Genomic DNA, 23,590 nt, shown 5'->3' on the forward strand with positions numbered 1-23,590 from the left:
AAAACCAAGCCATGAGCCTCTTACATCCGACCACACCAGTCATTGATCTGGGCGTCAATATCGATCATGTTGCGACGCTTCGTAACGCACGTGGGACCGTGTACCCGGATCCCGTAGAGGCCGCATTGCTTGCCGAGGAGGCGGGTGCGGATTGCATCACATTGCATCTGCGGGAAGACCGCCGGCATATCAAGGATGCGGACGTGGAGGCGATTCGGCCACAACTCCGTACCCGGATGAATCTCGAGTCGGCGGTAACGCGGGAAATGCTGGATTTTGCATGCCGCGTCAAGCCACAGGATGTGTGTCTCGTACCGGAGCGGCGTAATGAGGTCACAACGGAAGGCGGCCTGGATGTCGTCAAGCACTTCGCCGATGTGCAGGCGGCGGTGAGGCAGTTGCAGGCGTACGGGATTCGGGTGAGCCTGTTTATCGATGCGGACAGTGAACAGATCCGAGCAGCGTCCGAAACAGGAGCTCCTGTCATCGAGATCCACACCGGGCGTTATGCAGAAGCGCAATCTGAAAGCGAAGTGCAGCAAGAACTGGAGCGCGTGCAGGCAGGGGTGCTGGAGGGGGTCAAGCATGGCTTGAAGGTCAATGCCGGGCACGGCCTGCATTACACGAACGTCCAGGCGATCGCCGCAATTCCGGAAATCGCCGAGCTGAACATTGGCCACGCCATTGTCGCCCAAGCCGTGTTTGATGGTTGGAAGAACGCCATCAAGGAGATGAAGGCGATCATGATTGCGGCCCGCCTGGGTGTGCACAAGAAATGATTTACGGGATTGGCACCGACATTATCCAGATGTCGCGCATTGAGGCGGCACTTGCGCGCCACGGTGAACGTTTCGCCGAAAAGGTGCTCGGGCCTGATGAGCTGGAAAAGTATCGGCGCCGCAAAGCCAAGGTCGCTGTGCGAGGCTTGCGCTTTCTCGCCACGCGCTTTGCCGCAAAAGAAGCATTTTCAAAAGCGATCGGCTTGGGCATGCACATGCCGATGACATGGCGTTCCATGCAAACGCTGAATGCCCCGAGCGGAAAGCCTGTCGCGGTAACGAGCGGGGCGCTCAAAGACTTTATGGAGCAGAACGGGCTGACTGCCCAAGTGACGATTACTGACGAGGCCGATTACGCTGTTGCCTTTGTCATTGTGGAGAAAAAATGAATGCATTAGCCGCAAACGCTGCGCCGCAACTTGGTCCTGTGATGCTTGATGTCGTGGGCACGACGCTTAGCGACGACGATATCCGCCGTATCAAGCACCCGCTGACCGGAGGGGTCATCCTCTTTGCGCGCAACTTTGAAAGCCGGAGGCAGTTGACCGCATTGACGGAGGCAATCCACGCTGTTCGACCCGGCGTGCTGATCGCTGTTGACCACGAGGGTGGCCGTGTCCAGCGTTTCAAGACGGATGGCTTTACCAAGCTGCCTGCAATGCGAAAGCTAGGTGAGCTGTGGGACAAGAACGTTCTCGAATCAATCAAGGCCGCAACCGACGTCGGCTTTGTTCTTGCAGCAGAATTGCGCGCTTGCGGCGTCGACCTGTCCTTCACACCGGTGCTTGACCTTGATTACGGCGAGTCCAGTGTGATCGGGGATCGTGCATTTCATCGTGACCCACGTGTGGTCAGTGTATTGGCGAAGAGCCTGAACCACGGACTGGCGCTGGCAGGCATGGCGAATTGTGGTAAGCACTTCCCGGGACATGGTTTTGTGAAGGCTGACTCTCATGTTGAGATTCCGGTTGATGATCGGGGGCTGAAGGAGATACTGTCGGAAGATGCGGCGCCTTACGACTGGCTGGGGCTTGGGCTCGCCGCCGTCATGCCGGCGCACGTGATTTACCCCAAGGTCGACAAGAATCCCGCGGGCTTCTCGAAAAAATGGCTGTCGATCCTCCGACGCGACATGGGATTCCAAGGTGTTATTTTCAGTGATGACCTGAGCATGGAGGGCGCAAGCGTCGCGGGCAGCGTGGTCGACGGAGCGCATGCTGCACTTGGTGCCGGATGCGACATGGTGTTGATCTGCAATTCACCGAACAAGGCTGATGAGCTGCTGGCTGGATTGAATTTCAAGGCCAATGCAGCAACAAGAGAATCTGCTGCACGCCTCGTCGGTATGCTTCCGCAGTCCCCGGCCATGCAGTGGGAGGAATTGCAGATGGATGCACGCTATCGTGCTGCAAGGCAAACGGCCCGGTCCTTGGTTGAGGCTTAACCGGTTTTCTGCTCAATGTCCGAAAACGTAGCACCTGACCCGCGCGCAGCCGTCCTGGAGACGGTTGCGAAGTTGCCCCATCTGCCTGGCGTATATCGCTACTTCGACGCGGACAACAATATCTTGTATGTCGGCAAGGCGCGCGATTTGAAAAAACGCGTCTCGAGCTACTTTCAGAAGACCCTGAGCAGTCCACGCACTGCAATGATGGTGGAGCGCATCGTTCGGCTGGAAACCACGGTGACGCGCAGTGAAGCTGAAGCACTCCTGCTTGAGAACAACCTCATCAAGACACTGCAGCCCCGATTCAACATCCTGTTTCGGGACGATAAATCGTATCCCTACCTGAAGATCTCCGCCCAGGAAGTGCCTCGTATGGCTTATTACCGTGGTGCGGTCGACAAGAAAAATCAGTACTTTGGCCCATTCCCGAGCGCATGGGCAGTCAAGGAGTCGATGCAGATCCTGCAGAAGGTCTTCCAGCTGCGTACCTGTGAAGATACGGTGTTTGCAAACCGGACCCGTCCATGTCTGCTCCACCAGATCCAGCGTTGTAGTGCGCCTTGCGTGAATGCGATCAGCAAAGAGGAGTATGCGCTTGATGTGGAGAACGCTGCCAAATTCCTGCGCGGGCGGCAGAACGAAGTGCTCGATGCACTGGAAAAGAAGATGCATGCGTTCGCTGCGGAGCTGAAGTTCGAACAGGCTGCAGCTGTCCGTAATCAAATTTCGGCACTCTCGCGCGTGCTGCACCAGCAGAGCATGGAAACGGTTGGCGACGCGGACATCGACATCATTGCTGTAGTTGTGCAGGGAGGTCGTGCCTGCGTCAATCTCGCCATGGTCAGAGGTGGCCGGCATCTCGGTGATCGAGCATACTTTCCGACGCATGTCGACGATGCATTGGTGACGGCCGAGGGATCAGTCGATGTCGAGGTATTGAAGGCGTTCCTTGCGCAGCACTACATTGATAAGTTCATCCCGGGAACACTCATCCTTGGTGTCGAGATTGACGAGCCGGAATTGATGATGGCATTAATGGAGCAATGCGGCCATCGCATCACTCTCGTATTCCAGCCGCAAGGGCAGAGGCGACAATGGCTTGAAATGGCGCAGAAGGGCGCAGAAATTGCCCTTGCTCGACTCCTGTCGGAGCAGGGCTCCCAGCAAGCGCGAACACGCGCCCTGATCGATGTGCTTGGTCTGGACATCGACGATGTCGATTTGCTTCGCGTCGAGTGCTTTGATATCAGCCATACGCAAGGCGAAGCGACCCAAGCTTCTTGCGTTGTCTTCCACCACCACATGATGCAGAACGGCGAATACCGCCGCTTTAATATCAACGATATTGCACCCGGCGACGACTATGCGGCCATGCGGCAGGTTCTGACGCGGCGCTATGAGAAAGTGGCCAACGGTGACGGGATCATGCCGGACATCGTTCTGGTGGATGGCGGCAAGGGACAAGTGGAGATGGCGCGTCAGGTGTTCAGCGAACTTGGTCTGGATATCGGAGTGATTGTCGGGGTGGCGAAAGGGGAGGGGCGCAAGGTCGGTTTGGAAACGCTCGTCTTTGCTGATGGCCGCACACCACAAGAGTTGGGCAAGGAGTCGGCCGCTCTCATGCTGATTGCCCAGATTCGCGATGAGGCGCATCGCTTTGCAATAACAGGCATGCGTGCGAAGAGGGCCAAAGCACGCCAGACGTCTCGCCTTGAGGAGATCGAGGGAATTGGCGCCAAGCGCCGTCAGAAATTGCTTGCCCGCTTCGGTGGCTTGCGCGGCGTGGCTGATGCAAGCGTCGAGGAGCTGGCATCTGTCGAAGGAATCTCACGGCAGCTGGCAGAAGAAATTTACAAGCAGCTTCACTAGTGTCATGGACCTGTTGGGCGCGACGGCGATTGCAGGGAATGTGATTTCCACGCGATAATTCGCGAAATTCACGGGCGCTCACTTATGCCACTTAATATTCCGATCCTGCTTACATGGCTGCGCGTAGCGCTGATACCGCTGGTTGTGGGTGTCTTCTATCTGCCCGACGACTGGTTGTCTCCGTCTGCAAAGAATCTCGCATCCACGCTCATATTCATCGTCGCTGCAATCACGGACTGGTTCGACGGATTCCTGGCACGGCGCTGGAATGAGACCTCGGCATTCGGAGCATTCCTTGATCCCGTGGCGGACAAGCTGATGGTTGCGGGCGCGCTCTTGGTGCTCGTGGAGTTCGATCGCGTCAATGCCGTTATCGCATTCATCATCATCGGGCGCGAAATCACGATTTCGGCTCTACGAGAGTGGATGGCGCAAATCGGGGCGTCAAAGTCCGTCGCGGTGAGTTCAATCGGGAAGATCAAGACTGCTGCCCAGATGGTGGCGATCCCTATGCTCTTGTATAGCGATACCATCTTCGGCATCGATTCGCGTCTTTGGGGCGCATGGCTGCTTGTGATTGCTGCGGCACTCACTGTATGGTCGATGATGTATTACTTGCGCAAAGCGTGGCCGCTCATTAAAGAGAAGGCCGGCCGCACCGTTTGAATGGTTGTACTGCGCTTGACAAAAAACAGCAGGGCTCTATAATGTGCGTCTGTTGTGAACGCGGGAATAGCTCAGTTGGTAGAGCGCAACCTTGCCAAGGTTGAGGTCGAGGGTTCGAGACCCTTTTCCCGCTCCAGGTTCTCAAAGGAAGCTTCCGCAAGCTTCCTTTTTTATTTCGCCTGATGTGCGGACGGCTCTTGATTGAGTGTCGCGATATCAGCATGAAGAATTACGCGGGAATAGCTCAGTTGGTAGAGCGCAACCTTGCCAAGGTTGAGGTCGAGGGTTCGAGACCCTTTTCCCGCTCCAGATTTTCAGGATAGCCTTCAAGGCTCTCCAGTAGTGAGCGATGCGATGTTGATGGTTGAGCATCGCGCCACACTCTCGGTTTTGTGGTTACAATACGTTTCCCATGGCGGGGTAGCAAAGTGGTTATGCAGCGGCCTGCAAAGCCGTCTACGCCGGTTCAATTCCGACCCCCGCCTCCAGTTTTCTAAAAAAGCGCCGTGTGCGCTTTTTTTACTTGTGCGATGCGTAGCTCCCGCACAGGCCCGAGTGGTGAAATTGGTAGACACAGCGGACTTAAAATCCGCCGCTTACCCGAGAGGGGGCGTACCGGTTCGATTCCGGTCTCGGGCACCAAGACCTCGTTTCATTCCGTCTCATGATCATCTCAAGACCCGCATGGTTTCTGGCTATGCGGGTTTTTTGTTGTCTCATTACTTCAGGCGTATTCACCGGATACAGCCATGATGTCGGTATCTCCGTCGGTACTTCTTGATTGCACGGCCCGATGCGACGGAAGGGGAGAAGTCAAAATTTGACTTGCCGCACGCTTCTCGCAGGATGCAGATGTGAACACATCGGGCGGTATTCTTTTCATTTGCTCATCAGTTCAAGTCGCTTTCCTTCATTTCCTCTTTGGCGATTGCCCCTTAAGCCAGTTGGTAATTGCATGCTTGCCAAGTGAATTGCAATTTTGTTTTTTAAAAATTTACGCAGCGGAGAGTTTTAAGAATAAACGAAGAAATAAATTCATTTTTGATTATTAAATGTTGTCGTCTCTGGTTTGAATACAATAAAAGCACGGAACCCACTAAAATTTCGCAGCATGATTGCCGGCTTATTTTCCTTTCAAATGGAGCGGTAAATGCCGGTGCAACTTTCAACTTTTCAGGAGATGGGGAATGAGCAAGACCGTGTACACACAGGAACATGAATGGCTGCGCATTGAGGCTGACGGCCTCGTCACGGTCGGTATCACTGACTACGCCCAGGACCATCTCGGCGACCTCGTGTATGTCCAGTTGCCTGACGCGGACAAGGAGTTCAGCAAGGGTGAAGAAGCTGCCGTGATCGAGTCGGTAAAGACCGCCGGCGAGATCCTGATGCCGGCCGGTGGTGTTGTGACCGAGGTCAATTCAACGCTGGCCGATGAGCCGGGCAAGGTCAATGAAGACCCCATGGGCGCAGGCTGGTTCTTCAAGTTCAAGCCGAATCAGGCGGATGAACTGAACGGTTTCATGGATGAAACGGGCTACAAGGCATATATTGCTTCGCTCGGCTAAGTCACATCGATTGATCATCCATCCGGCGACTGCGGTTCAGCATTCGCCCTTACGCAATTTGCTCGTGTGCCGGTCGCATGCGAGACATCATTCCAGTTTGAGAGGTAACCATGGTTCAGAAGCGGGCTACGTTTGCGGAATTGCAGCAACGTACGGATTTCATTGACAGGCATATCGGTCCGGGCGAAGGCGATCGGAAAGCAATGCTTGCGGAGCTTGGCTTCGAGTCCATGGATGCATTTATCAAAAAAGTGGTTCCAAGTGCCATTCTGTCGCACGAGCCGCTGAAGCTTGGCGAATCCCGGAGCGAGCCGGAAGTACTGGAAGAGTTGCACAAGATTGCATCAAAGAACCAGTTGTTCAAGTCGTACATTGGCATGGGCTATTACAACTGCCACACGCCGAATGTCATCCTGCGCAATCTGCTTGAGAATCCTGCCTGGTACACCGCGTACACGCCATACCAGCCCGAGATTTCTCAGGGACGCCTGGAAGCTTTACTGAACTTCCAGACCATGATTTGCGACCTTACCGGCATGGAGATTGCCAATGCCTCCCTGTTGGACGAGGCGACTGCGGCCGCGGAGGCAATGACCTTCTGCCAGCGTGTTTCGAAGAGCAAGAGCAAGACCTTCTTCGTTTCAAAGGAATGCTTTCCGCAAACTATCGACGTAGTGCGTACCCGTGCCGAGCCGATCGGCATTGAAGTCGTGGTAGGGGATCATCGCACCGATCTCGATCAACTGGACTGCTTTGGCGTATTGCTGCAGTATCCGACGCTGGATGGCGAGATCCACGACTACAAGGATACGGTTGCCAAAGCACACGCGAAAAATGCACTGGTCGTGGTAGCAGCCGATCTGCTGGCGCTAACCTTGGTGACGCCACCGGGTGAATTCGGTGCCGATGTGGCGATCGGTTCGGCGCAGCGTTTTGGTGTGCCGCTCGGATATGGCGGCCCGCATGCGGCGTACCTCGCTACGCGCGATGCCAACAAGCGCCTGATGCCCGGCCGTATTGTGGGTGTGTCAATCGATAGCCATGGCGACAAGGCCTATCGACTCGCAATGCAGACGCGCGAGCAACATATTCGCCGCGAGAAGGCGACCAGCAACGTCTGCACGGCGCAGGTGCTCCTCGCGAACATGGCGAGCATGTATGCCGTCTACCATGGCCCGAAGGGTCTCAAGACGATCGCTCAGCGCGTACATCGCCTGGCTGCGACGCTTGCTGACGGACTGCGCAAGCTCGACCTCGACGTTCGCACGGCGGGTTTCTTCGACACGATCACTGTCCACACCGGCGCCCAGACGCTGGAGATTCATGCGCAAGCGCGCAAGCAGTCGATGAACCTGCGTGAAGTCGACGATGCAACAGTCGGCATTTCGCTCGACGAGACAACCACGCGCGAGGATGTCGAGGCGCTCTGGGCCATTTTTGCCGGCAACAAGACTGTGCCATCGTTCACTGCCTGCGAAGAGGGTACTGCCGACCGGATCCCGGCAGCGCTTGTGCGTACCAGCGAGTATCTGACTCATCCGGTATTCAACAGCCATCATTCCGAAACCCAGATGCTGCGCTATCTGCGCGCGCTGGCAGACAAGGACCTGGCGCTTGACCGCACGATGATTCCGCTGGGTTCGTGCACGATGAAGCTGAACGCGACGGCCGAGATGATTCCTGTGACATGGAAGGAGTTCGGGAATATCCATCCGTTTGCGCCGTTGGAGCAGGCACAAGGCTACCAGCAGTTGACCTCGGAGCTTGAGCAGATGCTGGTGGCGTGCACTGGTTACGATGCCGTATCGCTGCAGCCGAATGCCGGCTCGCAGGGTGAATACGCCGGCCTGCTTGCGATCCGCGCTTACCACCAGAGCCGCGGTGAAGGGCGTCGCAATGTCTGCCTGATTCCAAGCTCGGCACATGGCACCAATCCTGCAACTGCACAGATGGTCGGCATGCAGGTGGTTGTCGTACAGTGCGACGAGCGCGGTAATGTCGACGTTGCCGATCTGAAGGCCAAGGCTGAGAAGCATGCGTCCGACCTTGCGGCGATCATGATTACCTATCCTTCGACACACGGCGTGTTCGAGGAAGCCGTCACCGAAATCTGCGACATCGTGCATGCGCACGGCGGCCAGGTGTATATCGACGGCGCAAACATGAACGCGATGGTTGGGCTTTGCCAGCCGGGCAAGTTCGGTGGCGACGTATCCCATCTGAACCTGCACAAGACATTCTGCATTCCCCACGGCGGTGGCGGGCCCGGCGTTGGCCCGATCGGCGTGAAATCGCATCTCGCGCCGTTCCTCCCTGGGCATCGCGTGCTGGAGAACAAGTCGGCACCGGTTTGTGCTGCTCCCTGGGGCAGCGCGAGCATCCTGCCGATCAGCTGGACCTACATCAAGATGATGGGGCGACAAGGGCTGAAGGAGGCGAGCCAGGTCGCAATCCTGAATGCCAACTACATTGCAAAGCGCCTCGCACCGCATTATCCGATCCTGTACGCAGGCGAGAACGGAATCGTCGCCCATGAGTGCATCGTGGACTTGCGTCCGCTGAAGGACACCGGCGTTACTGTGGATGATGTCGCGAAGCGCCTGATGGACTTCGGCTTCCATGCACCGACGATGTCGTTCCCGGTGCCGGGCACGCTAATGATCGAGCCGACCGAGAGTGAATCGAAGGACGAGCTGGACCGATTCTGTGAAGCGATGATCACCATTCGCGAGGAGATCCGTGCCATCGAAAACGGAAGCGTGACGGCCGAGGACAGCGCATTGCGCCACGCGCCGCATACGGCAATGGATATTGCCGGCGAATGGAACCGGGCCTACTCGCGTGAGCAGGCGGTGTTCCCGGTCAGCTCACTGCGCGGCAACAAGTACTGGCCGCCGGTCGGCCGGGTGGACAACGTGTACGGCGACCGCAATCTTGTCTGCTCCTGCCCCCCGATGTCGGACTACGAATAAAGCAGGGCGGTAGCCAGAAGGGCGGTGAACGCCTGGTCGTATTCCGGCGTCCAAGCTGTATTGCATCTTCGTTGGAACAGGGCGGAATATCATGGCCATCAGCGTTTTCGAGTTGTTCAAGATCGGCATCGGACCGTCGAGTTCTCACACGGTAGGTCCGATGCGTGCCGCACTCTTGTTCGTGACAGGGCTGCAGGATTCCGGCTTGCTTGCGCGTACAGAATCAGTCAAGGCGGAGCTGTACGGCTCGCTTGGCGCCACCGGAAAGGGGCATGGCAGCGACAAGGCGGTGCTCCTCGGTCTGCTTGGAGCGGCGCCCGACACCGTCGATGTCGATGCCGTGCCAGCCAGGATTGAGCAGGTCAGAAGTTCCGGGCGCATCAGGCTGCGTGGCGAGAAAGAGATCAGATTTGCCGAGAGCGAGCATCTCCTGTTCTACAAGCGGCACTCCTTGCCATACCACCCCAATGGCATGCGCCTGACGGCATATGACGCTGCCGGCACTGATGTGTCGAGCAAAGTCTATTACTCCGTGGGTGGTGGCTTTGTCGTGAACGAGGAAGCGGCGGGGAGCGATCGCATCGTGCCGGATACGACGGTCCTCCGCCATCCGTTTACGACCGCGTCGCAGATGCTTGCGCTATGTAAGCAGAATAACGCGGCGATCAGCAGCTTGATGCTGCAAAACGAAACGGCCTGGCGCCCCGAGGCGGACACGCGTGCCGGGCTGTTAAGAATTTGGCAGGTGATGCAGGAGTGCGTCCGACGGGGATGCGAGAAGGAAGGAACGCTGCCGGGTGGATTGCAGGTGCAACGACGCGCAGCTGAACTTTATCGCAAGCTGTCGAGCCAGCCGGAAGCGAATTTGCGCGATCCGCTGACGACGCTGGACTGGGTCAACCTGTATGCATTGGCGGTCAACGAAGAGAATGCCGCCGGCGGACGCGTGGTCACTGCGCCGACAAATGGTGCGGCGGGCATCGTGCCGGCCGTCCTGCACTACTACCACCGTTTCATTCCCGGCGCGAACGAAGAGGGCGTCATCCGTTTCCTTCTGACGGCAGCAGCGATCGGCATCCTGTACAAGGAGAATGCATCGATTTCCGGTGCAGAGGTCGGCTGCCAGGGCGAGGTTGGCGTCGCATGCTCGATGGCGGCGGGTGCGCTGGCCGAAGTAATGGGCGGAACGCCGGAGCAGGTCGAGAATGCCGCGGAAATCGGCATGGAGCACAATCTCGGGCTTACATGCGACCCGATCGGCGGGCTGGTGCAGGTGCCGTGCATCGAGCGCAATGCGATGGGATCGATCAAGGCAATCAACGCCGCACGAATGGCGTTGTGCGGTAACGGACACCATTTCGTTTCTCTCGATAAAGTCATCAAGACCATGAGGGAGACGGGCGCCGATATGAAGGTTAAATACAAGGAGACTGCGCGCGGAGGGCTCGCGGTCAATGTGATCGAGTGCTGAGCTCGGTTGTTTTTTGCATTCAATAACAAGGAACGGATTTCTATGGATACCAACACCCAGGCTCTCGCCCGCACGCCGCTGTACAACCTCCATGTTGAGCTCGGCGCCAAGATGGTCCCATTTGCAGGCTATGAGATGCCGGTGCAGTATCCAAGCGGCGTACTGAAGGAGCACAACCATACGCGTACTCAAGCAGGGTTGTTTGACGTATCCCATATGGGCCAGGTCCGGCTGTCGGGCGAGGGTGCCGCAGCAGCGCTTGAGTCTTTGGTGCCAGTCGATATTGTCGACCTGCCGCGCAATCTCCAGCGCTACGCGGTCTTCACGAATGAGCAGGGCGGAATCCTCGATGACCTGATGGTCTCGAATGGTGGCGACCATCTGTTCCTCGTGGTGAATGCAGCTTGTAAACAGCAGGATGTCGCACACCTGAGAAAGCATCTTGCCGGGCGCTGCACGGTCGAGGAACTTGCGGATCGTGCGCTGCTTGCGTTGCAGGGACCGGCCGCTGGCGCCGTCATGGCTCGTCTCGCACCGGACACTGCGAAGATGGTCTTCATGAATACCGCCAAAGTCACGCTCGTCGGCGCTGAGTGCTTTATCAGCCGCTCGGGTTACACAGGGGAAGACGGCTTCGAGATCTCTGTTCCGGCTGAGAAGGCTGAAGAGCTGGCCCGTCTGCTGCTGGCACAGCCTGAGGTCGCTCCGATCGGTCTTGGTGCACGCGATTCGCTGCGTCTCGAAGCGGGATTATGTCTCTACGGGCATGACATGGACACCCAGACGACGCCGGTCGAGGCGAGCCTCGCATGGGCATTGTCCAAGGTCCGTCGTGCTGATGGTGCCCGCGTTGGTGGGTACGCGGGTGCGGAAATCATCATGCGTCAGCTGGCAGAAGGCGTCGCCCGCAAGCGTGTCGGCCTGCTGGTGAAAGATCGGATGCCGGTACGCGAAGGCGCAGAGTTGGTCGATGCAGCCGGGCGAGTTATTGGCAAGGTCACCAGTGGCGGCTTCGGCCCGACACTTGGCGGTCCGGTTGCAATGGGCTATGTCGAGACACCACATGCAGCAATCGGTACAGCATTAAATGCGATTGTCCGCGGCAAACCGGTTCCGGTCGAAGTGGCGAAGACTCCGTTTGTGCCGCAGCGCTACTATCGCGGCTAACGGCCGGTAAAGGACAGCAATGAGCGAATCGAATTCCCCTGTCAGCAAGAATCCTGCGCCAAGTCCTGTCAAGGCAGGAGAGAAGCTGCGCGGCGCAGAGAAAATGGCGCGTATTCCGATCAAGATCGTGCCGACCGAGCCATCCCAGTATCTGCGCAAGCCGAAGTGGATCCGAGCCGAATTCACGGGTACGAAGGAGGTGCAGCGGCTGAAGGCAGTGCTGCGCGAGAACCACTTGCATACCGTATGCGAGGAGGCGAATTGCCCGAATCTCGGCGAGTGCTTCAAGAGCGGCACGGCAACGTTCATGATCATGGGCGATATCTGTACCCGCCGCTGCCCATTCTGCGATGTCGGCCACGGGCGTCCGAATCCGCTCGATCCCAACGAGCCGAAGAACATGGCGAGCACGATACAGGCGATGGGCTTGAACTATGTGGTGATCACTTCGGTTGATCGCGATGATTTGCGGGATGGCGGGGCGGGCCATTTTGTAGCCTGTATCGAAGAAACGCGCCGACTGAGCCCCGACATTCGAATTGAAATCCTGACGCCTGACTTCCGGGGACGGATGGATGTCGCGCTGGAGTTGCTCGGCCAAGCCCCGCCAGACGTATTCAATCACAATCTCGAGACGGTGCCGCGCCTGTACCGCATGGCGCGCCCCGGCGCCGACTATGAGCACTCACTGGACTTGCTGCATCGATTTAAACAGCGCCATCCACAGGTTCCGACCAAGTCCGGACTGATGTTGGGCTTGGGCGAAACGTTGGAAGAGGTCGAAGCGGTGATGCGCGATATGCGGGAGCACAACATTGAGATGTTGACTCTTGGGCAATATTTACAGCCGAGCGCACATCATCTTCCTGTCCAGCGTTATGTGACGCCGGAGGAGTTCAACGCACTTAGGGTAACAGGGGAAAAGATGGGCTTCACGCATGTCGCATCCGGACCAATGGTGCGGTCTTCCTATCATGCGGATATGCAGGCAAAGCAGGCGCTGGCATCGCAAGCCTAAATTGGCACTTCCACCGCTGCTCGAAAAGTGTCCGTCTAAGTGCGTATGGGAGAGAACGTTTGAAAATCAATGTCTTACGGAGTTCACAACACGGTTGCCCACAAGCTTGGTAACACTTTCTGTTGAAAATTCTCAAACTGTTGAGACATCCCAAACGGAGTAACGGGTTTGTTTTCGCTCAAATTGCCGCTCTCTAACCTCCTTTACGATAAGCACTGCTTTGAACCTCCCAAGAAGTATTCGCCCGCATCGCATTGCCTGCGGGCTTTTTTATTTCCATTTGTAACTTATGTTGCATTTTCTCATTCAATCCGTTGGCCAATTGAGATTTCTCAAGCGTATTAACGGTAAATTTTGCCATACTTGCTCCCGAGAAAATTCTTTCCCTCAACGAGGTTAAGGCCATGCGAAACTGCCCCACCAGCACCGACGTCGTTATCGAAAACTTGATCACTGCAACCTTCGGAGAAGAACCCAGTGCCCGCGAAAAACATGTTTATCGCGAAGCTCTGCGCGGCTTGGTTCGCCTCGCCAAATCGGAACAAGTTGTGGAAATAAAATCCAGTGTGAAAAAACTTACCGGAGCGATGGAGGTGACTTCCGCGCGTCGGCGGGCAAAGGCGGTGCTGTTGGCACAACGCTTGCCGGGCCTCTTGGATCAAGCCCAGCAACAATTTGAATTCAAGTAAGCAAGCAAGAGTGGCGGCGCTATATTCGCGCCGCTTCGTTGCTCCCCGTATCTCGCCGAGTCGCCTGACCGGCGTTTTTACAAGGAATGTCAAGGCAAACGTTGTCGTAGGCCTGTGCCTTGTGAGCATTTCCGAGCGGATAAATGTAGAATGCGCTGCGCGCTGACACTGTTGCGCATTGCTGAGCGCGGTGTCCTTCACATTCATTACTTTTTCGCTTCGTTCTGGCTAGTAACCCATTTTGCCCGGATTCGCGAAAGTCCCATTAGGCTTGGCATCCCGCTTCATGAAAGTCTATAACCTCTGCTGCGAAAACGATCATCGCTTCGAAGGATGGTTCTCGTCCGAAGAAGATTTCAAGGTGCAGTCGGACGCAAGGGGAATCGAATGCCCGGTCTGCGGAAACCATGTCGTCAAGCGGTTGCCTGCTGCGCCGCGCTTGAATCTTTCCGGCGCACCGGCACCGCAAAGCGATGCCGTGGCCGAAGTTCAGGCGCAGGTTCTCGGCATGATTCGCCAGATCGCCGCCAATAGCGAAGATGTGGGCGATCGTTTTGCGGAGGAAGCAAGGCGGATTCATTACAGTGAAGCACCGGAGCGAGCGATCCGCGGTGTGGCGACATCAACTGAGTGCGAGGCACTGATCGAAGAGGGGATCGATGTCCTGCCTCTGCCCGCATCCATCCTGAAGCAAACTCTTCAATAGATCGGGTACCGGCGGAGCCCGGCAAGCTCTCTGCCTGATTCGCTCCTTTTCTTGTTACTTGTGTATCCACAATGCCTTTAGTTTCCTAAAAGGCAATATGGAATTGCGCACCATTTTTTTGTCACACGGCGAAATAATCCGCCTGTATAATCATTTTAGAACGGTCGTGCTTTTTAACCGGGACAACAAGGAGACAGCATGGATTTGAATTACACGGCGGAAGACCTCGCCTTCCGCGATTCCGTTCGCGCCTTCCTCGACGCGAACCTTCCGAAAGACCTGCAGCACAAAGTCCTCAATCACAAGCGCCTTTCCAAAGAAGACTATGTTCGTTGGCACAAGATCGTTGCCAAGCAGGGCTGGGTCGGTACCGGTTGGCCGAAAGAATACGGTGGCACGGGGTGGAGCCCGGTCCAGCGCCATATCTGGGAGGAGGAGTGCGCTGCTGCGGGTACACCGCCGATCATGCCGTTCGGTGTCGCAATGGTTGCCCCGGTCATCATGGCATTCGGAAATGAAGCGCAAAAGCGGCATTACCTGCCGCGCATCCTCAACTGCGACGACTGGTGGTGCCAAGGTTATTCCGAGCCTGGCTCAGGCTCCGACCTGGCTTCACTCAAAACCCGTGCGGAGCGCCAGGGTGACTTTTATATCGTCAATGGGCAAAAGACATGGACGACGCTGGCGCAGCATGCCGACATGATTTTCTGTCTTGTGCGCACCGATCCGAATGCACGCAAACAGGAAGGCATTTCCTTCCTCCTGATTGACATGAAGACCCCGGGCATCACGGTGCGGCCGATCATCATGCTCGATGAAGAACACGAAGTGAACGAAGTGTTCTTTGACAATGTGAAAGTGCCGGTCCAGAACCTGATCGGCGAGGAAAACAAGGGCTGGACGTACGCGAAGTACTTGCTGGGTCATGAACGTACCAACATTGCTGCGGTTGGCCGTGCAAAGCGCGAGCTCCAGTTCCTCAAGCGAGTTGCGAACAGTCACTCGAAGAACGGCAAGCCGCTGCTGGATGATCCTGTGTATGCGGCCAAAATCGCCAGCCTCGAGATCGAGATCATGGCGCTTGAAATGACAGTGCTGCGCGTGCTGTCGCAGGAAAGCAGCAAGCGCGGGCCGGGGCCGGAAGCATCGATGCTGAAGGTCAAAGGCACGGAAGTCCAGCAAATGCTCACCGAGTTGATGGTCGAAGCCGTCGGCCCGTACGCGATGCCGTTCGACCCGGCCTACCTGGAAGGTGAGCATGAGCACAGTCTTGCCGGGGATGATGATGCGGCCCCGCTTGCGCCGTACTACTTCAACTACCGCAAGACTTCGATCTACGGTGGTTCGAACGAAATTCAGAAAAACATCATCACCCAGATGATTCTGGGCCTGTGAGGAGACCATGGACTTCAACTACACACCCGAGCAGCAACAATTCAAGGATGCGCTGCGCCGTTTCATCGACAAGGACTACACCTTCGAGCATCGCAACAAGATCGTCCATTCCGAGCAAGGCGTGTCCGATACGGCATGGGCGACCCTCGTTGAACTGGGAATGACTGCACTGCCGGTGCCGGAAGAGCAGGGTGGTTTCAACGGCTCGGCGGTCGACATGATGGTCGTGATGCAGGAGCTCGGCCGCGGACTTGTCGTGGAGCCTTACTTTGCAACCGTATTGGGCGCGCAGTTCTTGAAGCTTGCCGGCGGCCGCGAAGCAATGTTGGAGAAGGTCGCCACAGGCGAGCTGAAACTGGCATGCGCGCTTGGCGAGAAGCAGGCACGTCACGAGTTGTTCAACATCATGACCAGCGCCAAGGCAGACGGCGAGGACTTTGTCCTCAATGGCACAAAGACGGTAGTGATTCACGGTGCTCAGGCCGATCAGCTCATCATTTCTGCGCGTACGGCCGGTGGCCAGTCCGACACGGATGGCATTTCTTTGTTCCTGATCCCCGCCGATACTGCCGGGGTAACGCGCCGTGAGTACCGCACGATCGACTGCCAGCGCGCTGCCGACATCGTCTTCTCCAATGTGCGCGTGCCTGCGTCGGCCTTGCTCGGCAAGGCGGGAAGCGGCTGGGACATCCTGGATGCGGCGGCCGACTATGGCGCGACGCTGCTGTGTGCCGAGGCGGTCGGCGCAATGGATGCGTTGAATGCCGCAACGTTGGAATATCTGAAGACACGCCAACAGTTCGGTGTGCCGATCGGAAAATTCCAGGCTTTGCAGCATCGGATGGCTGAAATGTTCATGCAGGCGGAGCAGGCGCGTTCGATGGCGACTCTCGCGGCAGTGAAGGTGGATTCGCCGGAAGCTGGTGAACGGCGCCGCACGGTTTCCGCTGCCAAGGCGCGCGTCGGACAAGCACTGAAGTATGTGGGGCAACAGGCGATCCAGCTGCACGGCGGCATGGGGGTCACGAACGAGCTCCCGGCTGCACATCACTTCAAGCGCTTGACCATGATCGAGTTGACGCTCGGTGATACAGACCATCATCTGGCGCGTTTTGCAGCACAGCCGGACTTCAAGAAGGTCGCTTAATACCATAGGGGGAGAACATGTCGCAATTGCACTGGTATTTCGAGGACTTTGAAGTTGGCAAAACGATCGAAGTCGGATCAAGAACAGTTACCGAAGAAGAGATCATCGATTTTGCGAAACAGTTCGACCCCCAGCCCTTTCATGTCGACAAGGCGGCAGCGGGACAATCGATGTATGGCGGGATCATTGCCAGCGGTTGGCATACCTGCGGCCTCATCATGCGACTGATGGTTGACGGCTTCCTGAATGGTGCCGCCAGTCTCGGTTCGCCTGGCGTGGACGAAATCCGCTGGATCAAGCCGGTGCGTGGCGGTGATACGCTGAACGTCACGACAACTGCGCTGGAAATGCGGCCATCCGCGAGCAAGCCGGACCGTGGCGTCGTGGTGACGTTATGGGAGGCAAAGAACCAGCACGGTGAACTGGTCGCGACCATTAAAGGCATGGGGATGTTCCAGCGGCGTCCTGGCGCCTGATTCTTCCCTGCGCTGTGTTACACAAATAACGGAGACAACATGCGCGTCATTGCATCTGAAGAAGAACTGAAGGGGCTGGTCGGGCAGGAAGTGGCGGTAACAGACTGGTTCCCGGTCACGCAGGAACGCGTCAATCTTTTTGCCGACGCCACCGGTGACCACCAGTGGATTCACCTTGATGTCGAGCGTAGTCGCAAGGAGTCACCCTACGGCGGGACGATTGCGCACGGCTTCCTGACATTGTCATTGCTGCCGATGATGATGCAGAGCGCAGTGTCGCTGCCGCCCTCAAAGATGGGGGTGAACTACGGACTGAACAAGGTCCGATTTCCGGCGCCCGTACCCGTCGGAAGCCGTTTACGCGGCCGCATGACCCTGCTGGAGGTGGAAGACATCGACGGCGGCGTGCAGATCGTGTGGAAGGTGACAATGGAGGTAGAGGGCGGGGACAAGCCAGCATGCGTCGCCGAGTCGATCGTCAGGCGATATCTGTAGCGTGCCTGTAAGGATGTGATGGGCTCCAATATGGAGCCCATCGTTCAGCGCCCATCGTTCACTGCAACGTTTCGCGCTTTTTTCTATTCTGCGGCGGTTTACCGCTTCTGGTACTGCGCGTTGCCAAACAACATTTCTTTTGACTTCTCATCGAGTAGCGGCTTACGTTCTTTGGCGAGGACTTCAACGCCACGCTGAACCGCCGGGCGTTCGCTGATTTCGTCGAACCAGCGTTTCGCGTGCGGATAGTCTTCCCATTCGATGCCCTGGTTCTTCCAGGAGCGCAGCCATGGGAAGGTCGCGATATCGGCGATCGTGTACTCCTCACCGGCCAGATATGCGTGCTTTTCCAGCTGCTTGTCGATCACGCTATATAGGCGCTTGGCCTCATTCGTATAGCGATTGACCGCATACTCGATCTTTTCTGGTGCATAAATGCGGAAGTGGTGGGCTTGGCCGAGCATGGGGCCGACGCCGCCCATCTGGAACATCAGCCACTGCAGCGTCGTGAATTTTTCACGATCGGTACTACCAAGGAATTTGCCGACCTTGCTTGCCAGGTAAACGAGAATGGCGCCGGACTCGAAGAGCGAAATCGGCTTGCCGTCCGGTCCTTCTGCGTCGACGATGGCGGGAATCTTGTTGTTGGGGGAAATGGCGAGGAAGTCGGGCTTGAACTGGTCGCCCTCACCAATGTTGATGTGGTGTACCCGGTAGGGGAGACCACACTCTTCCAGCATGATGTGGACCTTGTGGCCGTTCGGCGTTGCTGCGGAATAGACGTCAATCATTGTTGTTCTCCTGACGGTGGAAGTTCAAACGCTGCATGGATTATGCAGAAGTTTGCACTTCCCCGCAGGAGAAAGGTGCTGCGCGGCCGTGCTTGCCGAGGTTATTGGCCGCTTGCGTAACGCCAGCCCATTTCCGCCATCGGGCGCGCCGCCTTGCCATTCTTTAGTGCCTGCTCGCTGGAGGCGGTGCCGTCGACATAACGCTTCATGATGCCCTGCAGGATGCCGGCGAGGCGGAACATGTTGTACGCGATGTAGAAGCTCCAGTCTTCCTTGCGGATCGTTTTGCCAGTGCGCTCGCAGTATTTCGCGATGTATGCCTCCTCGCTCGGGATGCCGAGCGCCTTGAGATCGAGGCCGCCAATGCCGCGGAACTGGCCTTGCGGGATGTGCCAGCTCATGCAGTGGTAGGAGAAGTCGGCCAGCGGATGGCCCAAGGTCGAGAGTTCCCAGTCGAGCACCGCCAGGACGCGCGGTTCGGTCGGATGGAAGATCATGTTATCGATTCGGAAGTCGCCATGGACGATGCTGGTTTCATCGCCTTCGGGAATATTCTTGGGCAGCCACTCGATCAGGTTGTCCATGGCCTCGATCTTCTCGGTCTCGGACGCCCGGTACTGCTTGGTCCAGCGATCGATCTGGCGCGCGAAGTAGTTGCCCGGCTTGCCGTAATCCGCCAGTCCAATGGCTGCGTAGTCAACCGTATGCAGCCGCGAGATGACGCGGTTCATTTCGTCGTAAATAGCACCGCGTTCTTCCTGCGTCATGCCGGGCAGCGATTGATCCCACAGCACGCGGCCGTCGACGAAGTCCATGATGTAGAACGCCCGTCCTATGACGGATTCATCCAGACACAGGGTGTACTGACGTGCGGCAGGGAAGCCGGCTTTGTGCAAGGCATCCATCACACGGAATTCACGGTCGATGGCATGGGCGGATGCCAGCAGCTTCGCGGCGGGGCCCGGCTTGGTACGCAGTACATAGCGCTGGTCGCCAGCGGTGAGTTTGAAGGTCGGATTGGATTGACCGCCCTTGAACTGTTCCACTGTCAGTTCGCCGGAAAAGCCGTCGATATGCTGGCGCATGTATTCCTGCAAGGCGGCGACGTCGAACTTCGCCCGCTCCGAAACGGGCCGCGTACCCATGAATTCTTCGTACATCTTGTCTCCTTAAATGAAGGGCGGATCACTATCGCCAAATTCTACAACATAAAATCGCACGACCGTACTATTCCGGGGAGCGTGATCGGTGAAATCGATGTAGGCCGACCCGAAACTTACAAGCCGCGCGACTTTTTGTACTGTTCCAGCAGCACCTCCATCGTCGTGTGGCGGGCATTACCCTGTAGTTCGGAGATGGGGGAGTAGTTCACGATGCGGACTACCCAGTCGGCATGAGCTTCACCAACATCGATCGCATTGATGCAGCCCGCCGTCTGCGCGAGGTTGCCGAGAAACAGGCGCTGGTTCGTCAGTGCGTACGACAGAATGGCGCGATTGACGCCGCCATGCAGAACCATCAGCACGGTGTCCCACGACTTGTCTGCACGAAGCCGGTCGATGCATGGATGGACACGGTCCATCAGCTGGCCGATGGTCTCGCCGCCGAGGAACTGCTTGTGTTCTGGTACCAGCCCGTCGAATGCGCCGACGAAGGCTTCCTTCAGGCTCTCATCGGGAATGGCTGACAGCTTGCCACCGCGCAGTTCCTCCAGGTCTTTCCAGTGTTCGAGCGCGATCTGCTGTCCCGTTTCGGCCAGGACCCGCGTCGCCGTCTCGACGGTGCGAGGCAGGCCGGAAACGATGACCCGGTCAAAATGCAACTTTTCTGCGGCAAATACCTTGCCGGCGGCTGTCGCCTGTTCTCGGCCCAGTTCATTAAGCGGTACCTGCTCTGGCAGGAAAGGCTTTCCGGCTGCGTCGAAATAGGTGACGCTTCCATGGCGCATCAGATAGATGCGCCTCCGTTGATGTGCGGTCATTTGTAATGCGGCTTTCGTTTTTCAAGAAAAGCGGTGATGCCTTCCTGTGCATCGCGATGATGCAGGCTTTCGACAAAATGGCGCTTTTCGGATTCAAAGTGCTGTGCAAGCGAATTTCCCTGCGCTTCATGTGTCAGCGACTTGATGCGCTCGACCGCATTGGGAGAAAGCATCGCAAGTTCATCGGCCCAGTCGAGCGCGTGATCAAGTGCCGTGCCATCGGCGACAAGTCGGTTTACAAGGCCAAGTTCATTCAGGCGAGAAGCGGGGACCGGCTTGCCTTCTATGAGGATTTCCATTGCGAGTTGCCGTGGCAATGCCCGTGTCAGGAACCACGATCCGCCGCCGTCCGGCGTCAGGCCGACACGTACATAGGCCATGACGAACTTTGCCGACTCCCCGGCCACGAGCAGATCGCAAGCGAGCGCCAGCGAAAAACCGGCGCCTGCTGCTGCTCCTTCGACTGCGGCGATCACCGGCTTCGGGCAGTCCCGGATCGCCTCAATCCAGCCATGCAGCTGGTCGATTGAATCGGCCTGTGCGGATTTCTCCTTGCTGCGGTTTTCCAGCAGGCGATTAAGGTTGCCGCCGGCGCAGAAAAAATGATCGGCGCCTGTCAGCACGACAGCCCTGACAGAGTCGTCCCGTTCGGCGGTGGAAAGTGTCTCGATCGCGGCTGCGTACATGTCAGGATGCAGGGCATTTTTTGCACCCGGATTGGAGAGTGTCAGGATCAGGGTGGCGTCCCGGCGGGATGCTTTGAGTTCGGCGGACATGGCAGGTATGGTCTTTTAATGGAATGGTGTCGTTTTACCGACACTATTATTGCCGAAATGAGTCGCTCCGGCTCGTGCCCGTCTTTTAGCGCGCTAGCCAGCTAAGGTAAGCTTTACCGCTCAACAATAAATCATCTGATGGAGGCGACATGCTAAAGCTGTGCGGTTTCGCGGTAAGCAACTACTACAACAAAGTAAAGTTGGCGCTGCTCGAAAAAGGCGTCGAATTCCAGGAGGAGCTGGTGTGGACGGACCGCTCACCGGAATTGCTGGCGCGCTCACCCTTGGGCAAAGTACCGTTTTTCGAAACAGAAAAGGGAACGATTTGCGAGTCGCAGGTGATGATGGAGTACGTCGAAGCCGCCTACCCGCAAAAGCCGTTGCTTCCTGCTGATCCCTTTGCCGCTGCGAAGGTTCGCGAGCTGGTCACCTTCATGGAGTTGCATCTGGAACTCGTTGCGCGTGAGCTGTATGCTGAAGCGTTTTTTGGTGGCAAGGTGTCGGATGAAATCAAGGCTCGCACGCAAAAGCTCTTGACGCGTAACGCCAAGGCATTCGGCAAACTCGCGAAGTTTTCCCCCTACGTCGCGGGTGTAGAGTTCACCATGGCAGACTGCGCGGCGTACGTGCACCTACCGCTGGTAAGCATGGCATCCAAGATCATTTACGGCGAAGATGTGCTGGCCGAGTTGCCGGTGCGCGAGTACACGAAGCTGGTCGGTGAACGTCCGACGGCGCAACGGGTGACGGCAGATCGCAAGGCCAATCAGGAAGTGATGGTAAAACGCGGCAAGTGATGCCGGTGAAGCACCGCAGAAAGCAAAAGCCGGCATATGACTGCCGGCTTTTTTGCAGGGCGCTGCTTCAGTGTCTCGCCGTGCTTGAATGCCGGTTCCGGGTATCGCCTCCCTCGCGGCACATTGCAACCGTTGCGTTTTCGCTCGGTGCTGAAGGCGGATTGCGGACCACGCTTACAAGCTTGCCAGGCGATCCAGCGCCGCCCGTAGGGTCTCGTCCTTCTTCGCAAAACAGAATCTGACAATGCCCGATTCCTTCGGCTGGTTGTAGAAGGCTGATACCGGAATTGCTGCAACACCGATTTCGGAGGTGAGCCACCTTGCGAAGTCGGCTTCCGCCATTGAAGAAATCGCTGAGTAGTCGACGCACTGGAAATAGGTGCCCTCCGACGGCAGCAGCTTAAAGCGCGTCGACTTCAGTCCATCACGGAACAGATCGCGCTTGCGCTGGTAAAACACCGGCAGGTCAAGGTAGGGCACAGGGTTTGCCATGTAACGTGCCAGTCCGTGTTGTACCGGCGTGTTAACCGTAAATACGTTGAACTGGTGGACCTTGCGGAATTCCGCACTCAGTGGGGCTGGTGCGGCAACATAGCCGACTTTCCAGCCGGTGACGTGGTAGGTCTTGCCGAAACTGGATATTACAAACGCGCGTGCCGCAAGTTCCGGGTAGCGGCACACCGACTCATGGCGCGCGCCGTCGTACACCATGTGTTCATAGACTTCGTCCGAAATGAGCAGAATGTCCGTTCCTCGCACGATGTCGCTGAGCGCGCGGATATCCGCTTCCTTCAGCACCGAGCCGGTAGGGTTATGCGGCGAGTTGATCATGATTAGCCGCGTCTTCGGTGTGACGGCTGCGGCGACCCTGGACCAGGGAACAGTGTAGCCCTGCGGGCCGACGTCCATTTGCACGCATACCGGAACGCCGCCCGCCAGTTCGATCGCTGGTACATAGCTGTCGTACACCGGTTCAATGACAATTACTTCGTCGCCGGGATGGACGCTGCACAGGATCGCCGTCAGGATCGCTTGCGTTGCCCCAGCCGTGACGGTGATCTCCGATGCGGCGTCATAGCTGCGACCGTACAGTTTTCCGATCTTCGCAGCGATCGCTTCACGCAGTGCCGGCACACCGGCCATGGGAGGATACTGATTCAGCCCGTTCTTCATTGCGGTCGTGACGGCATCGACCAGCGCAGGATCGCAGTCGAAATCGGGAAAACCCTGGCCCAGGTTCACTGCAGCTTTTTCTACAGCCAGCGCCGACATCACGGTGAAAATCGTCGTCCCTACGTTTGGCAACCGGGACTGGATTGCAGGGACATGGGTGTCGGGAGCGAAGGAGGGCGGCGTTGGAGTATTCATTCGGCGTCAATG

23 protein-coding genes and 4 tRNA genes are annotated in these 23,590 nt (G+C 57.2%); 21 read left to right on the forward strand and 6 right to left on the reverse strand.

Annotated elements, in window-relative coordinates; genetic code table 11:
* Nucleotides 1-11: 11 nt before the first annotated feature.
* From pdxJ to lipA, 14 genes are all read left to right on the forward strand, one after another.
* Nucleotides 12-779, forward strand: coding sequence for a pyridoxine 5'-phosphate synthase (pdxJ, locus tag ACYVIA_RS13300; protein ID WP_460841498.1), 768 nt, complete (start codon nt 12-14; stop codon nt 777-779).
* On the forward strand, nt 776-1,168 hold the full coding sequence (gene acpS, locus ACYVIA_RS13305) for a holo-ACP synthase (RefSeq protein WP_460841578.1): 393 nt from the start codon (nt 776-778) through the stop codon (nt 1,166-1,168). Before pdxJ ends, acpS begins: the two co-directional genes overlap by 4 nt.
* Complete coding sequence (nagZ, locus tag ACYVIA_RS13310; RefSeq protein ID WP_460841499.1) at nt 1,165-2,223, forward strand: beta-N-acetylhexosaminidase; 1,059 nt, start codon at nt 1,165-1,167, stop codon at nt 2,221-2,223. The genes acpS and nagZ overlap by 4 nt, the downstream gene beginning before the upstream one ends.
* Before the next feature lie 15 nt (nt 2,224-2,238).
* The gene (uvrC, locus tag ACYVIA_RS13315; protein ID WP_460841501.1) at nt 2,239-4,095 is read left to right on the forward strand and encodes an excinuclease ABC subunit UvrC; all 1,857 of its coding nucleotides are present in this window, start codon (nt 2,239-2,241) and stop codon (nt 4,093-4,095) included.
* Between the two features lie 84 nt (nt 4,096-4,179).
* The gene (pgsA, locus tag ACYVIA_RS13320) at nt 4,180-4,761 is read left to right on the forward strand and encodes a CDP-diacylglycerol--glycerol-3-phosphate 3-phosphatidyltransferase (protein ID WP_460841503.1); all 582 of its coding nucleotides are present in this window, start codon (nt 4,180-4,182) and stop codon (nt 4,759-4,761) included.
* A gap of 60 nt (nt 4,762-4,821) precedes the next feature.
* Nucleotides 4,822-4,897: transfer RNA gene (locus tag ACYVIA_RS13325), tRNA-Gly, on the forward strand.
* A 97-nt stretch (nt 4,898-4,994) separates the two neighbouring features.
* Nucleotides 4,995-5,070, forward strand: a tRNA-Gly gene (locus ACYVIA_RS13330).
* A gap of 105 nt (nt 5,071-5,175) precedes the next feature.
* Nucleotides 5,176-5,249: transfer RNA gene (locus ACYVIA_RS13335), tRNA-Cys, on the forward strand.
* A 61-nt stretch (nt 5,250-5,310) separates the two neighbouring features.
* Nucleotides 5,311-5,403: transfer RNA gene (locus ACYVIA_RS13340), tRNA-Leu, on the forward strand.
* 545 nt (nt 5,404-5,948) lie between these two features.
* Nucleotides 5,949-6,329: a glycine cleavage system protein GcvH gene (gene gcvH, locus ACYVIA_RS13345; protein WP_460841505.1), complete on the forward strand. Its 381-nt coding sequence runs from the start codon at nt 5,949-5,951 to the stop codon at nt 6,327-6,329.
* A 110-nt stretch (nt 6,330-6,439) separates the two neighbouring features.
* Nucleotides 6,440-9,301 (forward strand): aminomethyl-transferring glycine dehydrogenase, encoded by a 2,862-nt coding sequence (gene gcvP, locus ACYVIA_RS13350; protein WP_460841507.1) that lies wholly within the window; start codon nt 6,440-6,442, stop codon nt 9,299-9,301.
* 91 nt (nt 9,302-9,392) lie between these two features.
* Entirely contained in the window at nt 9,393-10,772 is a 1,380-nt protein-coding gene (locus tag ACYVIA_RS13355; protein ID WP_460841509.1) for an L-serine ammonia-lyase, read from the forward strand.
* A gap of 42 nt (nt 10,773-10,814) precedes the next feature.
* Nucleotides 10,815-11,939 (forward strand): glycine cleavage system aminomethyltransferase GcvT, encoded by a 1,125-nt coding sequence (gcvT, locus tag ACYVIA_RS13360; protein ID WP_460841511.1) that lies wholly within the window; start codon nt 10,815-10,817, stop codon nt 11,937-11,939.
* 19 nt (nt 11,940-11,958) lie between these two features.
* Nucleotides 11,959-12,957, forward strand: a complete 999-nt coding sequence (lipA, locus tag ACYVIA_RS13365) for a lipoyl synthase (protein WP_460841513.1) — start codon at nt 11,959-11,961, stop codon at nt 12,955-12,957.
* Between the two features lie 193 nt (nt 12,958-13,150).
* Here lipA and ACYVIA_RS13370 read toward each other — a convergent pair whose 3' ends face one another.
* Nucleotides 13,151-13,318 carry a hypothetical protein gene (locus tag ACYVIA_RS13370; protein ID WP_460841515.1) on the reverse strand — a complete coding sequence of 56 codons (168 nt, stop codon included), beginning with the start codon at nt 13,316-13,318 and terminating at the stop codon, nt 13,151-13,153.
* A 43-nt stretch (nt 13,319-13,361) separates the two neighbouring features.
* Here ACYVIA_RS13370 and ACYVIA_RS13375 point away from each other — a divergent pair, with 43 nt between their 5' ends.
* The 6 genes from ACYVIA_RS13375 (at nt 13,362) to ACYVIA_RS13400 (ending at nt 17,865) form a co-directional block, all read left to right on the forward strand.
* Nucleotides 13,362-13,646 (forward strand): hypothetical protein, encoded by a 285-nt coding sequence (locus tag ACYVIA_RS13375; RefSeq protein WP_460841517.1) that lies wholly within the window; start codon nt 13,362-13,364, stop codon nt 13,644-13,646.
* 286 nt (nt 13,647-13,932) lie between these two features.
* Nucleotides 13,933-14,352, forward strand: a complete 420-nt coding sequence (locus ACYVIA_RS13380) for a DUF1178 family protein (RefSeq protein WP_460841519.1) — start codon at nt 13,933-13,935, stop codon at nt 14,350-14,352.
* Nucleotides 14,353-14,550: 198 nt separating this feature from the next.
* On the forward strand, nt 14,551-15,747 hold the full coding sequence (locus ACYVIA_RS13385; protein WP_460841521.1) for an acyl-CoA dehydrogenase family protein: 1,197 nt from the start codon (nt 14,551-14,553) through the stop codon (nt 15,745-15,747).
* Between the two features lie 7 nt (nt 15,748-15,754).
* Nucleotides 15,755-16,894: an acyl-CoA dehydrogenase family protein gene (locus ACYVIA_RS13390; protein WP_460841523.1), complete on the forward strand. Its 1,140-nt coding sequence runs from the start codon at nt 15,755-15,757 to the stop codon at nt 16,892-16,894.
* 17 nt (nt 16,895-16,911) lie between these two features.
* Complete coding sequence (locus ACYVIA_RS13395; protein WP_460841524.1) at nt 16,912-17,370, forward strand: MaoC family dehydratase; 459 nt, start codon at nt 16,912-16,914, stop codon at nt 17,368-17,370.
* Nucleotides 17,371-17,409: 39 nt separating this feature from the next.
* Nucleotides 17,410-17,865 (forward strand): MaoC family dehydratase, encoded by a 456-nt coding sequence (locus tag ACYVIA_RS13400; protein ID WP_460841526.1) that lies wholly within the window; start codon nt 17,410-17,412, stop codon nt 17,863-17,865.
* Between the two features lie 98 nt (nt 17,866-17,963).
* Here ACYVIA_RS13400 and ACYVIA_RS13405 read toward each other — a convergent pair whose 3' ends face one another.
* The 4 genes from ACYVIA_RS13405 to ACYVIA_RS13420 form a co-directional block, all read right to left on the reverse strand.
* Complete coding sequence (locus ACYVIA_RS13405; RefSeq protein ID WP_460841528.1) at nt 17,964-18,656, reverse strand: glutathione binding-like protein; 693 nt, start codon at nt 18,654-18,656, stop codon at nt 17,964-17,966.
* Between the two features lie 101 nt (nt 18,657-18,757).
* Complete coding sequence (locus ACYVIA_RS13410) at nt 18,758-19,816, reverse strand: phosphotransferase (RefSeq protein ID WP_460841529.1); 1,059 nt, start codon at nt 19,814-19,816, stop codon at nt 18,758-18,760.
* Between the two features lie 116 nt (nt 19,817-19,932).
* The gene (locus tag ACYVIA_RS13415) at nt 19,933-20,637 is read right to left on the reverse strand and encodes a histidine phosphatase family protein (protein WP_460841531.1); all 705 of its coding nucleotides are present in this window, start codon (nt 20,635-20,637) and stop codon (nt 19,933-19,935) included.
* Nucleotides 20,634-21,413 (reverse strand): oxepin-CoA hydrolase, alternative type, encoded by a 780-nt coding sequence (locus tag ACYVIA_RS13420; RefSeq protein ID WP_460841533.1) that lies wholly within the window; start codon nt 21,411-21,413, stop codon nt 20,634-20,636. Before ACYVIA_RS13420 ends, ACYVIA_RS13415 begins: the two co-directional genes overlap by 4 nt.
* A 149-nt stretch (nt 21,414-21,562) precedes the next feature.
* On the opposite strand from ACYVIA_RS13420, the gene ACYVIA_RS13425 reads away from it, so the two are divergent.
* A complete protein-coding gene (locus ACYVIA_RS13425; protein ID WP_460841534.1) occupies nt 21,563-22,210 on the forward strand; it encodes a glutathione S-transferase family protein in 648 nt (215 codons plus the stop codon).
* Between the two features lie 174 nt (nt 22,211-22,384).
* Here the strand turns inward: ACYVIA_RS13425 and ACYVIA_RS13430 are convergent, their stop codons facing one another.
* Nucleotides 22,385-23,578: a pyridoxal phosphate-dependent aminotransferase gene (locus tag ACYVIA_RS13430; protein ID WP_460841537.1), complete on the reverse strand. Its 1,194-nt coding sequence runs from the start codon at nt 23,576-23,578 to the stop codon at nt 22,385-22,387.
* Nucleotides 23,579-23,590: the final 12 nt, after the last annotated feature.

It is taken from the genome of Noviherbaspirillum agri (assembly GCF_054780595.1).